The sequence below is a fragment of the Streptomyces sp. NPDC056486 genome (assembly GCF_042795295.1).
In the GTDB taxonomy this organism is placed as follows: Bacteria; Actinomycetota; Actinomycetes; order Streptomycetales; family Streptomycetaceae; genus Streptomyces.
This window is the reverse complement of record NZ_JBHTSF010000211.1, coordinates 1-13,150: the sequence shown is the minus strand read 5'-3', so window position 1 is coordinate 13,150 and position 13,150 is coordinate 1. Positions and strand designations below refer to the sequence as shown.

General features: G+C 70.0%; 9 protein-coding genes. 4 read left to right on the top strand and 5 right to left on the bottom strand.

Translation table 11 applies throughout. From position 1 onward, the window contains the following. Positions 1–38: 38 nt before the first annotated feature. Complete coding sequence (locus ACFQ7F_RS41695) at positions 39–1,031, bottom strand: phospholipid scramblase-related protein (RefSeq protein WP_383283310.1); 993 nt, start codon at positions 1,029–1,031, stop codon at positions 39–41. Between the two features lie 156 nt (positions 1,032–1,187). Next, positions 1,188–3,779: a valine--tRNA ligase gene (valS, locus tag ACFQ7F_RS41690; RefSeq protein WP_383283307.1), complete on the bottom strand. Its 2,592-nt coding sequence runs from the start codon at positions 3,777–3,779 to the stop codon at positions 1,188–1,190. Positions 3,780–3,864: 85 nt separating this feature from the next. Here valS and ACFQ7F_RS41685 point away from each other — a divergent pair, with 85 nt between their 5' ends. Together ACFQ7F_RS41685 and ACFQ7F_RS41680 are read left to right on the top strand one after the other, a co-directional pair. Further along, entirely contained in the window at positions 3,865–4,440 is a 576-nt protein-coding gene (locus ACFQ7F_RS41685) for a hypothetical protein (RefSeq protein WP_383283304.1), read from the top strand. Between the two features lie 105 nt (positions 4,441–4,545). Further along, positions 4,546–5,847 carry a hypothetical protein gene (locus ACFQ7F_RS41680; RefSeq protein ID WP_383283301.1) on the top strand — a complete coding sequence of 434 codons (1,302 nt, stop codon included), beginning with the start codon at positions 4,546–4,548 and terminating at the stop codon, positions 5,845–5,847. A 32-nt stretch (positions 5,848–5,879) separates the two neighbouring features. On the opposite strand, the gene ACFQ7F_RS41675 is transcribed toward ACFQ7F_RS41680, so the two are convergent. Together ACFQ7F_RS41675 and helR are read right to left on the bottom strand one after the other, a co-directional pair. Next, positions 5,880–7,937, bottom strand: a complete 2,058-nt coding sequence (locus tag ACFQ7F_RS41675) for a phosphocholine-specific phospholipase C (protein WP_383283298.1) — start codon at positions 7,935–7,937, stop codon at positions 5,880–5,882. 216 nt (positions 7,938–8,153) lie between these two features. After that, positions 8,154–10,319 carry an RNA polymerase recycling motor ATPase HelR gene (helR, locus tag ACFQ7F_RS41670; RefSeq protein WP_383283295.1) on the bottom strand — a complete coding sequence of 722 codons (2,166 nt, stop codon included), beginning with the start codon at positions 10,317–10,319 and terminating at the stop codon, positions 8,154–8,156. A 189-nt stretch (positions 10,320–10,508) separates the two neighbouring features. Between helR and ACFQ7F_RS41665 the strand changes: the two genes are divergently transcribed. Next, the gene (locus tag ACFQ7F_RS41665) at positions 10,509–11,693 is read left to right on the top strand and encodes a serine hydrolase domain-containing protein (protein WP_383283292.1); all 1,185 of its coding nucleotides are present in this window, start codon (positions 10,509–10,511) and stop codon (positions 11,691–11,693) included. 83 nt (positions 11,694–11,776) lie between these two features. Continuing rightward, on the top strand, positions 11,777–12,466 hold the full coding sequence (locus tag ACFQ7F_RS41660) for a TetR/AcrR family transcriptional regulator (protein ID WP_383283289.1): 690 nt from the start codon (positions 11,777–11,779) through the stop codon (positions 12,464–12,466). Positions 12,467–12,475: 9 nt separating this feature from the next. On the opposite strand, the gene ACFQ7F_RS41655 is transcribed toward ACFQ7F_RS41660, so the two are convergent. Beyond that, on the bottom strand, positions 12,476–12,949 hold the full coding sequence (locus tag ACFQ7F_RS41655) for a carboxymuconolactone decarboxylase family protein (RefSeq protein WP_383283286.1): 474 nt from the start codon (positions 12,947–12,949) through the stop codon (positions 12,476–12,478). Between the last annotated feature and the right edge of the window lie 201 nt (positions 12,950–13,150).

The window sequence follows — 13,150 nt, the reverse complement described above, 5'->3', positions numbered from 1 at the left end:
ATGCCGTACGAGATGCGGGACCGTCGCCCGAAGAACCGTCACCCGAAGCCGCGGGAGTCCTGCTTCAGTGCCGTGTCGACCGTCAGGGCCGTCGCCACGACGAGGCTCAGGAGCGGCTCGGGCAGCTGGTAGTGGATCTGCAGGACGTAGTTGTCCGCGGTCGTGAACATCGTCTTGGCGAGGCCTTCCCAGGTCTTCGTGATCCGGGCGACCTCGTTGTCCGCGTGGTCGACGATCGAGAAGTTCCAGGCGCGCCAGTTCTCGGCCTTGATCGCACCGGCCTGCTGGCCGTTGACCATGATCGCGAAGTTGATCTTCCCGATCATGTTCTGCTGGACGATCTCGCCGATCGGCTGGCCGTCGGCGCGCTCGACGATGACCCGCGACTTCATGAACTTGCGGGGGCGGGTCAGCTGCATCACCGGCTGGCCGTACGCGTCGCGGATCTCGAGCTTGTGCGTCATGAACTGGTCGATGCTGGAGACGAAGCGCGCGACCTTCTTCAGCGTGCTCTGACCGACCTGGACGACCGAGCCGAGCACGTTGCCCGACTGGTCCATGACGCTGTACTCGTTCGTCAGCTCGATGAGCTTGGCCTTCTGGTTCACCACGAGGACCGGCTCGGTGAAGAGCGTGCCGCCGCCCTGCGACGAGGGCGCGACGCCCGCCTGCTGCTGGACCTGGCGCTGCACCTTGGCCGGGTCGGCCTGCGGGACCGCCTGCTGGGGGTGACCGTAGGCCTGCTGCGGGGCCTGCTGCTGGCCGAACTGCCCTTGCGGCTGGGCGTATTGAGCCTGCTGCTGACCGTACGGGGCCTGCGCCTGCTGCTGGGCCTGCTGCGGCTGGGCCGGCTGAGCCTGCTGCGGAACCTGCTGGGCCTGCTGGGCGGCCTGCGCGGGCTGACCGCCGGCCTGCTGCTGGTCCTGGCTGGTGTGCTGGGTCCACTGGGAGCCGTCCCACCAGCGCAGCAGCCGGAGCGCGCCCTGGGGGTCCGGATACCAGCCTGCAGGAGTGTTCGAATGCGTTGTCACCCGGGCACACTACCCCGATGAGTCGGGCGGTTCGCCAGGGTCTGGCGGGACCTGTGACGACGGACTCACCGGGGGCAGGTTTCAGCCATCACCGACTTCACCGGGTTCGTCCGCAAACGCCGGGCGTACCGAGCCTAGAAGCCGGGCGTACCGAGCCTAGAAGCGGACCTCGACCCTCAACGGCCCATCACCCACCCGTATCTCCACTGCCCCGACTCGCCCTGCCGCCCGCACATCGGCCCGCGCGAGCTCGAAGCGGTCCAGGCTCGCGCGCGGGCCGATGGCCACAATTCCCGCCACCTCCGCCCGCATGGAGAGCCGCGCCTCCGACTTCGCCTTGCGAATCGCCGCGATGGCCTCCGAGGCCGTCGCCAGGATCGAGGCGTCCGCTCCGGCAGGGATCTCCGGCGTGGGCCAGGCCGCGCGGTGGACCGAGCCGGGGGCGTACCAGGACCAGACCTCCTCCGTCACGAAGGGAAGGACCGGCGCGAACAGGCGCAGCAGGGCGTCAAGGACGGCCCGCAGCGTCGCACGCGCCGACTCCGTCCCGGCGCCCTCCCCTTGGTCGCCGTACGCCCGCGCCTTCACCAGCTCGACGTAGTCGTCGCAGAAGCGCCAGAAGTACCGCTCCGTACGCTCAAGCGCCCGCGCGTAGTCGAAGTCGTCGAAGGCCGCCGTCGCCTCTTCGACGGTCGCGGCGAGTTCGGCGAGCACCGCCAGGTCCAGCGGCTCGGTGACCTGAGCCCGGGCAACCGGTCCGTCCGCCTCACCGAGACCGAGGCTCAGCACGAACTTGCCGACGTTCAGGAGCTTCGTCGCCAGACGGCGGCCGACCTTCATCTGGCCGACGTCGAACGCCGTGTCCGTGCCGGGCCGTCCGCTCGCCGCCCAGTAGCGGACCGCGTCCGAGCCGTGCCGCTCGAGCAGGTCCCCGGGCGTGACCGCGTTCGACTTGGTCTTCGACATCTTCTTGCGATGGGGGTCGAGGATCCAGCCGGAGATCGCGGCATGACGCCACGGCAGCTCACCCTGCTCGGCGTGCGCGCGCACCACCGTCGCGAACAGCCAGGTACGGATGATCTCGTGCGCCTGCGGCCGGACGTCCATGGGGAAGACCCGCGCGAACAGATCCGGGTCCGAGCGCCATCCGCCGGCGATCTGCGGGGTGAGCGAGGAGGTGGCCCAGGTGTCCATGACGTCCGGGTCGCCGATGAAGCCGTGCGGCGCCCCGCGCTGGGTGTTCTCGTATCCGGGCGGGGCCTCCGCGCTCGGGTCGACGGGCAGGGCGGAGGCGTCCGGGACGATCGGGTGGCCGTGGTCCGGCTCGCCGTGGCCGTCCAGCGGATACCAGACCGGGATCGGCACGCCGAAGAAACGCTGCCGGCTGACCAGCCAGTCACCGTTGAGACCGCCGACCCAGTTCTCGTAGCGCACCCGCATGTGCGGCGGATGCCACGCCAGCTCGCCGCCCCGCGCCATGAGTTCGTCCCGCAGCCGCTCGTCGCGGCCGCCGTTGCGCAGGTACCACTGCCGGGTGGTGACGATCTCCAGGGGCCGCTCGCCCTTCTCGTAGAACTTCACGGCGTGCGTGACGGGCCGCGGCTCGCCCTCCATTTCACCGCTCACCCGCAGCAGCTGAACGACACGCTCCCGCGCGGTGTGCGCCGTGGCCCCCGCAAGTTTCGCGTACGCCGCGACGGCCTGGGCCGATTCGACCCCGCTCGGCGGCTGCGTGAGGAAGCGGCCGTCCCAGCCGATCACCGGGCGCGTGGCGAGCCGCAGTTCGCGCCACCAGGTGACGTCGGCGGTGTCGCCGAACGTGCAGATCATCGCGATCCCCGTGCCCTTTTCCGGGACCGCGGCGCGGTGGGCCACGACCGGCACGTCGACGCCGAAGAGCGGCGTGCGGACCGTCGCGCCGACCAGGTCCTTGTGGCGTTCGTCGTCGGGGTGGACGACCAGGGCGACGCAGGCCGGGAGGAGTTCGGGCCGTGTCGTGTCGATCGCGACGGGCCGTCCTTCCAGGCCGTGGAAGGTGAGCCGGTGGTAGGCGCCGGGACGCTCCCTGTCCTCCAGTTCGGCCTGTGCGACGGCCGTGCGGTAGGTGATGTCCCACAGGGTGGGCGCCTCGGCGATGTACGCCTCGCCGCGCGCCAGGTTGTTGAGGAACGCGAGCTGCGCGGTGGCGCGCGCCTCGGTGCCGATCGTCCGGTACGTACGCGACCAGTCGACGGACAGGCCGAGCAGCCGCCACAGCTCCTCGAAGGCCTTCTCGTCCTCGACGGTGAGCCGCTCACACAGCTCGATGAAGTTCCGCCGGGAGACGGGGAGTTGCCCCTTGCCCGACTTCCCCGACTCCCCCGGCTCCCCCGACTCCCCGGGCGGCTCGAACGACGGGTCGTAGGGCAGCGCGGGATCGCACCGCACACCGAAGTGGATCTGGACGCGGCGCTCGGTCGGCAGGCCGTTGTCGTCCCAGCCCATCGGGTAGAAGACTTCCTTGCCGCGCATGCGCTGATAGCGGGCGACGGTGTCGGTGTGCGTGTACGAGAAGACGTGTCCGACGTGCAAGGAACCGCTGACCGTGGGCGGCGGGGTGTCGACGGAGAAGATCTCCTCACGCGTCCTGGAGCGGTCGAAGGCGTATACGCCCGACTCGTCCCATCGCCGCGACCATTTCTCTTCGAGCCCGTCGAGAACAGGCTTGTCGGGGACGCCGTCCGCGCTCGCGCGATGGGGGAAGGTCATGGCTGTGCATGGTATGCGCGGGCGGGATTTGACGGCCTCCTGTTTTCGGCGGCAGGCTCGGGCGACTCACGGGGAGGACACCACCATGGAATCAGCACGCGCGTCGAGAGAACGGCAGGCCGTGGCGGCTCAGGTCGCGGGGCCGTTCATCGAGTCGAACCGCCCGCAAACCGTCTTCGCGCCCTGGTGGATGCCGCCGCTGACGGGCGTCGTCGCGGGCGTGCTCGCGTATGTGAGCGCCGACAACACCCTCGTCCGTACGCTGGTTCCGCTCGCCGCGGCCCTGCTCGGCTGGCTGCTCGGCGCCGCCTGGCCGCGCCTGAGGGCGCGTACGGTCTGGCGGTTGAGCGGCGCGGGCCTCCAGCGGCTGAGCGGGGGCCGGGCCACGGCGACGTACCCCTTCTCTCGGGAGCAGCCCCTGCTGCTCAGCGCGATGGCCCTCGAAGTGCGCGCCCCCACCGACTACGGCTCGACGAAGGTCGGCAACCTCTGTGCGATGGGCCTGGAGGACATGGCGATCGCCATGTTCCCCTTCTGGGTCACCACCCGGCGGCTCGGCGCCCCGCTGCGGCTCTTCGACGGCCCTGGCGAACCGGAGGGCAACGCGGCCGCCCGTGAGGCGGGCTTCTCGCGTCGTGAGGCGGCGCTGCTCGCGGCCTAGGCCGAGGGGCCGCTGCCCGCCCAGGCCGTCGGTCCCGTCGAGCTCTCCCGGCCCGAACCGGAGGTCCGCTCGCGCAAGCTGGGACGCCGGATCGGCTTCTGCGTCGTGGGACTCATCAGCCTCGGTGCGGTCATCGTGCCGTCGGACGACGGCATCGAGGGGCGCGTGGCCCTGATCGGCTCGCTCGCCACGGTGGTCCTGGTGTGGGCCGCCGGTTCCTTCTACCGCGTCCTGCGCACCCCGCCCGCACACTGGACCGTCAGCCCGCAGGGTGTCACCGCCCGCGACCCGTGGTTCGGCACGACGGAGCTGCCCGCGTCCGCGATCGCCGGGATCGTGCCCACGGAGCTCACCCGCGAGAGCGGCGACGGCAAGGTCAGCGTCTCGCTCATCCTGCAGTTCTACGGCCACGACCTGGCCCTGATCGGCACCTCGTACTCGGGCGACGTCCCGCCGGACGAGCTGCTTGCCGTGCTCCGTTCCCGCGGCTACCGCGTGATCCAGGACCAGCGGCGCAACAACACCTACGACGTGGACCCGAGCTTCCTGCCGCACCAGGTGCTGCCCGAGGCGCGGTTCACGCTCGACATCGACCATGTGGGCTGGGAGGGCGAGCACGGCGCGCTGCGCATCCCGCGCACGGAGATCGGCGGCCTCGAACTGCACACCCGGTCCGGGCATCCGTGGCTGCGGCTGCGTGGCACGGAGGGCGAGGAGCTGCTGCACGCGCCGCTCGGCGCGCTGCGGGTCTCGCGCAGTGAACTGCGGGACCAGGCAAGGGCATTGGGCTATCCGGTGAGCGATCCGGAGCGGGACGCGTACGAGTCGGCGGCGTTCGCCGGTCTCTCGGCGCCCTCGGTTCCACACGCGTACGGGGCGCCCACTCCCCCGGCAGCAGCTCCCCCCGCGTTCGCCGCACCCGCAGCCGAAGTGACCGTGGGCATGCCCGGCGGCACCCGCAAGTGGTACTACATCACCGGTGTGATCGCCGGCGTCATCGTCATGGGCGTGCTCGCCTTCAAGCTGCGCTATCTCTTCGACAGCGGCCTGAGCTGGGCGGCCTGGGGCGTTCCCGCGGGCGCGGCGGTGGGCGCGCTCGGCGGCTTGCTGTACGACCGGCGCCGCCCCGCGCTCGTCCTGGGCGGGGAAGGCATCCGGATGGCGGCCGAGGGCGGTCGGAGGAAGGCCGAGTGGCAGCACGCGCGGCCGTCGATCGGCGGTGTGGGCGTCGACGACCACGACGGCAGCGTCGAGGCGCTCCTCGTCTGGTCGCCGACGGGCCAGGTCATCCGCAAGGAGAGCCTGAACGTCCCCGACGCCGAGGAGCTGCGGCTCGCCTGCGAGCGGACCGGACTGCCGTGGGGGCGGCCGGACCTGGGGGCGTGGGGGCCGCCGCCGGAGCTGTAGTCCGACGACGGCCCTCACCAGGGACCGGCGTGTCAGGCGGAGATGATCGCGGGGTCGCTGACCCCGGTCTGGCCGTTCTCCACGTGCCCGGCGAAGCGCCGCAGGAAGGTTCCGTCCGCGTCGGACTTCACCGTCACGTCGTACCAGCGCTTGCTCGTCCGCAGGTCGACGGCGTGCGTGACCGTGCCGCCCGCCTTCACCTTGAAGGTCTGGGCGGCGCCGCCGTAGGCGTTGGACACGCTGAGGTTGATGTCGGCGCTGCCCCCGTTCTTCAGGGTGAGGACGAGGTTGCCGGTGACCTTGTCATGGCGGGCGGTGACCTCGGGTCCCGCGGTCTTGCCGGGTCCCTTGAAGACGCGCAGGAAGCCGTTCGGGCCGAACACCGACAGGTCGTACGCGTCCTTCGAGTACTTCGTGTTCCAGGTGTCGGAGATCTTCTTGCCGGCCTCCGTGGTGTACGTCCAGGGGCCGTCCGTGCGGTTGTTCGAGCGGACGTGGAAGCAGGCGCCCGCCGCTTCGCCGCCGCTGAAGGTGAGCGTGAACTTCCCGTCGGCGGGCACCGCCGTCCCGTCCACCAGCGGGACGTACGGCAGCGGGCGCGAGGGCCGGGAGCCGGACTCCTGCTTGGGCAGCGACGCCTTCGCGGGCGCCTTGGGCACGTAGTCGGGGTGGCGCTTGTTGTCCGGCGGCTCGTAGGCGCCGGTGTCCGGCATCTCGTCGGGGTCCATGTCCTTGCCGCCGAAGTCGAAGGCGGAGGTCAGGTCACCGCAGATGGCGCGGCGCCACGGCGAGATGTTGGGCTCGCGCACGCCGAAACGCTTCTCCATGAACCGGATGATCGACGTGTGGTCGAAGACCTCGGAGTTCACGAACCCGCCGGTGCTCCAGGGCGAGACGACGACCATCGGGACGCGCTGGCCGAGGCCGTAGTGTCCGGCGGCGTACTTGGCGTCGCCGGGGAAGTAGTCGAGCTTCGTGTCGACGGTGGACAGGCCCTGATCGGCGGAGGACGGCACGTACGGCGGCACGACGTGGTCGAAGTAGCCGTCGTTCTCGTCGTACGTGATGAACAGCGCGGTCTTGCTCCACACCTCGGGGTTGGAGGTGAGCGCGTCCAGGACCTGCGAGATGTACCAGGCTCCGAAGTTCACCGGCCAGTTGGGGTGTTCGCAGAACGCCTCGGGCGCGGCGATGTAGGAGACCTGCGGGAGCTTGTCGGCCTTCACGTCGGCCTTCAGAAGGTCGAAGTAGCCGTCGCCCGCCTTCACGTTGGTGCCGGTGCGCGCCTTGTCGTAGAGGGGGTCGCCGGGCTTGGCGTTGCGGTACTTGTTGAAGAAGAGCAGCGAGTTGTCGCCGTAGTTACCGCGGTAGGCATCGTCTATCCAGCCCCAGTGCCCGGCCGCGTCCAGACCGTCACCGATGTCCTGGTAGACCTTCCAGGAGACCCCGGCCTGTTCGAGACGCTCGGCGTACGTCGTCCAGTCGTAGCCCGCCTCCTGGTTGCCGAGGACCGGGCCGCCGCCCTTGCCGTCGTTGCCGACGTGGCCGGACAGCATGTAATAGCGGTTGGGGTCCGTGGCCCCCATGAACGAACAGTGGTAGTCGTCGCAGACGGTGAACGCGTCGGCGAGCGCGTAGTGGAACGGAATGTCGTCGCGCGTCAGGTACGCCATCGTCCGCTCGGACTTGGCGGGGATCCAGTTGTCGTACTTTCCGTTGCTGAAGGCGCTGTGGCCGCCGGCCCAGTCATGGTCGAGACCCGCGATGAACTGCATGCCGAGGTCTTCGGCGTCCGGATGGAAGGGCAGCACTTCTTTGCCGCCGCCGGACTGGTTCCAGACGGGTTTTCCGCTGGGCAGGGTCACCGGACGCGGGTCGCCGAAGCCGCGTACGCCCTTCATCGTGCCGAAATAGTGGTCGAAGGACCGGTTCTCCTGCATCAGGACGACAACGTGCTCGACGTCCTCGATGGAGCCGGAGCGGCGCTGGGCGGGCAGTGCGGCCGCGCGGGAGATGCTCTGCGAGAGCGACGCGAAGGCTGCGGTGCCGCCGGCGAGTTGCATGAACCGGCGCCGATTGAGTTCTGGCATGAGTGGAATCGACCTCGTTGTGTGGTGTGGGGGATGTGAGCGCGTGAAGTGTTTCAAGGGGAGCAAGGATCAGGGAAGGGGCTGTGACCTCGATGTGAAGAGAAGTCCAACCCTCGGTGGGAAGGACACAAGCCCCGACCTTATGAGGCCATTCATCCCGTATTTGGCATATATCTTGCGACATGCCTTCCTTGCCCCCCTCCCTCCCCCGGCACCTCAGCTCGTGAGGATGACCAGCTGCTGGGTCGCGCGGGTCATCGCGACATAGCGGTCGACCGCCCCTTCGATCCCTTCGCCGAAGGCATCGGGATCGACGAGGACGACCAGGTCGAACTCCAGCCCCTTCGCGAGCTCCGGGGTCAGCGACCGGACGCGCGACGTCGCCCGGAACGCCGGATCACCGATGACACACGCGGTCCCGTCGGCGTTGGCGGCGAGCCAGGTGTCGAGGACCTGGCCCAGATCCGCGCCGGATCCGTGGACGACGGGGATGCCGTTGCTGCGGATGGAGGTCGGCACATTGGCGTCCGGGAGCGCGGCCCGGATGACCGGCTCGGCCTCCGTCATGACCTCTTCCGGCGTCCGGTAGTTGACGCTCAGGGACTCCACATTGACGCGGTCGAGCCCGATCCGCTCGAGGCGTTCCTGCCACGACTCCGTGAACCCGTGCCTGGCCTGCGCGCGGTCCCCGACGATGGTGAAACTCCGGGACGGGCAGCGCAGCAACAGCATCTGCCACTCCGCGTCGGTCAGCTCCTGCGCCTCGTCCACGACGACGTGCGCGAACGGCCCTGCGAGCCGGTCCAGGTCGGCGGGCGGCAGTTCGGACTCGTCGACCAGGCTGACCTGGGCGTCCTGGCCGCGCAACATCGTCACCAGACCTTCACCGTCGTCACCGTCCGCCCCCGAAGCGGCCGCGGCGTCGATCAGGTTGTCGACGACCTGCGCCATTTGATCGCGCTGGGCGGCGAGGACGGCTTCGTGGCGACGCTTCCGCCGGGCCGACTCCGGGTCGCCGAGCCGCTGTCGTGCCGCGTCCAGGAGCGGCAGGTCGGACACCGTCCAGGCCTGGGGCGCGTCCTTGCGCCGCAGCGCCCGCACCTCGTCCGGAGTGAGCCAGGGGGCGCACATCCGCAGGTAGGCGGAGTTCGACCACAGGTCTCCGACGAGATCCGCCGCTTCGAGCAGCGGCCAGGCGCTGTGCAGGGTGGTGACCAGCTCCTCGTCGTGCCGCAGCGACCTCTCGAAGAGCTCGCCGGGAACGTCGCCGTCGAGCTTCTCAAGGAGGATCGCGACGAGTTCCTCCCAGACCTGCTCGCGCGCCTCGTTGTGCGCGGTGCCGCGCCCCGCCGCGTCGAACGCCTCGGCCCAGTCGTCGGCGCTCAGCCAGACGTCGGCCCAGTCGGTCGAGACCGTCATGCCCTTGGTGGGCGGCTCCTCGTAGAACCTGACCGCCTTCTCGATCGCCTTCACCATGTCCGCGGACGACTTCAGGCGGGCCACCTCCGGGTCGGCCTCGAGCGCCGCGTCCGCGCCCTCGGCGACGAGGTCCTGCAGGACACAGGTCTGCACGCCCTCCTCTCCGAGGCTGGGCAGGACGTCGGCGACGTACGACAGGTAGGGCCGGTGCGGGCCGACGAACAGCACGCCGCCCCGGCTGTGACCGAGGCGAGGGTCGGAGTAGAGAAGGTAGGCGGAACGGTGCAGGGCGACCACGGTCTTACCCGTACCGGGACCGCCGTCGACGACCAGAGCGCCACGGGACCCCGCCCGGATGATGGCGTCCTGGTCGGCCTGGATGGTGGAGAGCACGTCGCGCATCTGGGACGACCGATTGCTGCCCAGGCTGGCGATGAAGGCGGACTGGTCGTCGAGCGCGGCATGCCCCTCAAGACCGTCGGCGGTGAACACCTCGTCCCAGTAGTCGCTGATGCGGCCGCGGGTCCAGCGGTATCTGCGGCGGCTCGCCAGACCCATCGGGTCGGCGTGGGTCGCCGCGAAGAACGGCTCGGCCGCGGGGGCGCGCCAGTCGAGCAGCAGCCGCCGCCCCTCGCTGTCGGTGAGGCCGAGCCGTCCGATGTACACGGGCTCGGGGTCGTCCGCGCTGACGATGTGTCCCAGGCACAGGTCGAGGCCGAAGCGGCTCAGAGCGCGCAGACGGCCGGTGAGGCGGTGGATCTCCAGATCCCGGTCCATGGCCTCCCGGCCCATGCCGCCAGGTGCCTTGCGCTGGGCGTCGAGGCGGTCGGACACCTCGGCGATCGTCTGCTCGAGGCTCAGTTCGATGGCCGCGAAGTGCTGCTCGTCGTGGGCGATCAGCGTCGGGTCGGCCTTGGGGGCGAGATGGGCGGGAAGGTCGAACGCGGAAAGCAGCGCAGGCACTTAGTGGATCTCCCGTTTCGGCAGGTAGTGGCTTTGGCCTGCGATTGTGCGGTACCACGGGGGCCTTGCCGCAAGCCCCCCGGTGCGCTATAAGTTAAGAGTGGCAAGGAGTGGGAACACCTCCTTGCCTTTTCTTTTGCCCTCTTCTTTCCCTCTCTCGCTCCCCCTGCCCGAGGAGAGTCACGCGTCATGACCGCACGCATCCATGGCACCTGCGCCCCCGGATTCGAGGGCGTACGCGAGGAGTTCGAGCGTAACTTCACCGACCGCGGCGACCTCGGGGCGTCCGTCGCGGCCACGGTCGACGGGGAGTTCGTCGTCGATCTGTGGGGCGGTGACGCGGACAAGACGGGCACGCGCGCGTGGGAGCGCGATTCGCTGGTGAACGTGTACTCCACGACCAAGGGCATGACCGCGCTGTGCGCACATCTCCTCGCCGACCGGGGCGAGCTCGACCTGGACGCGCCGGTCGCCCGCTACTGGCCGGAGTTCGCCCGGGAGGGCAAGGCGGACATCCCCGTGCGCTGGCTGCTGAGCCACCGCTCCGGGGTGATCGCGCCGCGCGAACCCATGACGTCGCACGACCTCTACGACTGGGAGAAGGTGTGCGGGGCGCTGGCCGCGACGCCGCCGTGGTGGAAGCCGGGTTCGGCGCAGGGGTACCACGCGCTGAGCTTCGGCTATCTGGTGGGTGAGGTCGTCCGGCGGATCACGGGGGTCTCGCTCGGTACGTTCCTGCGCAGCGAGGTGGCGGAGCCGCTGGGGGCCGATGTCCACGTAGGCACCCCGGAGAGCGAGCACGGCAGGTGCGCGAACATGTCGAGGCCGCTCACCCCGGACGGCCCGCGCAGCGCGCTCGGCTCCGCTCCCCCGCCCGAGCCGCCCGTGAAGTCGATCGACGACCACCCGATGGCCGCCGTCACGCTGGCCCTGCAGTACCTGCCCGTCGGCAACGTGAACAGTGCGGCTTATCGGTCCGCCGAGATCCCCGCCGCCAATGGGCACGCTTCAGCGCGGGGGCTCGCGACGGTGTACGCGGCGCTGGGAGGCGGGGAGCTGCTGAGCACGGCGTCCCTCGAGCGGCTCAGGACACGACAGGGGCAGCCCGACGAGCCGGACCTGGTGCTCGCGGCGGGGACGCCGTGGGGTGAGAAGTGGGACTGGGGGCTCGGCTACATGCTGAACCTGTACGGGCAGGCCGGGCCCAATCCGCGGGCCTTCGGGCACGGGGGCGCGGGCGGGTCCTACGCGTTCGCCGATCCGGAGAACCGGGTCTCCTTCGCGTACGTGATGAATCAGATGGGCGGCGGGACCTCGGGGGAGGATCTGCGGAGCGTGCATCTGGTGGGGGCGCTGTACCGGGGGATGAGGTAGGGGGTCGGGGGTCCGGCGAGGGCTGAGGCACGGAGCTCGGCGAGGACGGCGGCAGGGCGAGGCAGGAAACGTAATCTGCCTCCATGGAGCAGCCCACCCCCCGCCACCGTCCGACAGGGCAGTACGCCGCCGCCGACCCGCGCAGAGCAGCCATCATCGACGCCGCTCTCGTGCTCTTCGCCAAGGCGGGCTACCTGAACTCCTCGCTCGCGAAGATCGCCGCGGAAGCGGGCACCTCCGCCACCGTCATCACCCACCACTTCGGGTCGAAGCAGCGCCTCCTGATGGCGGTCCTCGAAGCCCGCGAGGAGCGCACGGTCCGTACGTTCGGCCGGCTCGACCCCGGCTCCGGCGGGGGCGGCTCCGGCCACGATGTGCGCGCGCTGTTCCAGGAGGTGCTCGCGCTTGCCGCGTACAACCTCACCCAGCCGGGGCTCATCGAGCTCTACACCAGACTGTCGGCGGAGGCCGGTGACCCCGCGCACCCGGCACACACCTACTTCACCGAGCGGTACGAACGCGTCGCGCACTTTCTCGCTTCCGCGCTGCAACGCTCGGTCGACGCGGGCCAGTTGAGGACGGGCATCGACCCGGAGAGCATCGCCCGCGAGATCCTCGCCGTCTCCGACGGACTCCAGGTCCAGTGGGCCATCGCCGAAGGGCGCCTGGACTTCGTCGGGTTGTACCGCGCCCACCTGGACCGGCTCACCCAGGCCCTCACCCTGGACGGGAAGGGCCTGGGCGAGCCGACCGAGGCGGAGCGGCTCCCCTAGGCCGTCTCCTCAGTGGTACTGGCCGACCTCGTAGTGGCCTGCGGGCTGCTGGTTGATGACGTTGAGGCGGTTGAAGGCGTTGATGACGGCGATCTGGGTCACCAGGGCGGCGAGCTGGTCCTCGTCGTAGTACTTGGCGGCGTTCGCCCACACCTCGTCACTCACACCACCTGCCGCATCGGCGATACGGGTGCCTTCCTCCGCCAGCTCAAGGGCGGCACGCTCGGCCTCGGTGAACACCGTGGCCTCCCGCCAGGCGACGACCAGGTTGAGGCGCACCGAGGTCTCCCCGGCGTGCGCGGCGTCCTTGGTGTGCATGTCGATGCATCCGGCGCAGCCGTTGATCTGACTGGCGCGGAGCATCACCAGTTCCCGCGTCGCGGCCGGCAGCGTCGACTCCGTCAGCGCCTTGCCCGCGGCGATGATGTGCTTCATGGCCTTGGCCGCGACCGGCTTCGTCATGAGGTTCAACCGAGCTTCCATGGTGGGCTCCTGTGTCGTCGGTGCTGGTTACACCCCTAGGACGAGGCAGCCCACACCGGCTGTGACACGACCGAAGGTGACGTACGTCTCCCCGTACGTCACCTGCCGCTAGGGCCCTTCTGATGGATCTCCGTGGGAGAAGGAGCGGCGTTCGGTGCGTGCCCTCGGCGTGCGGCGTGAAGGGTCATGTGGCGGAGTCAC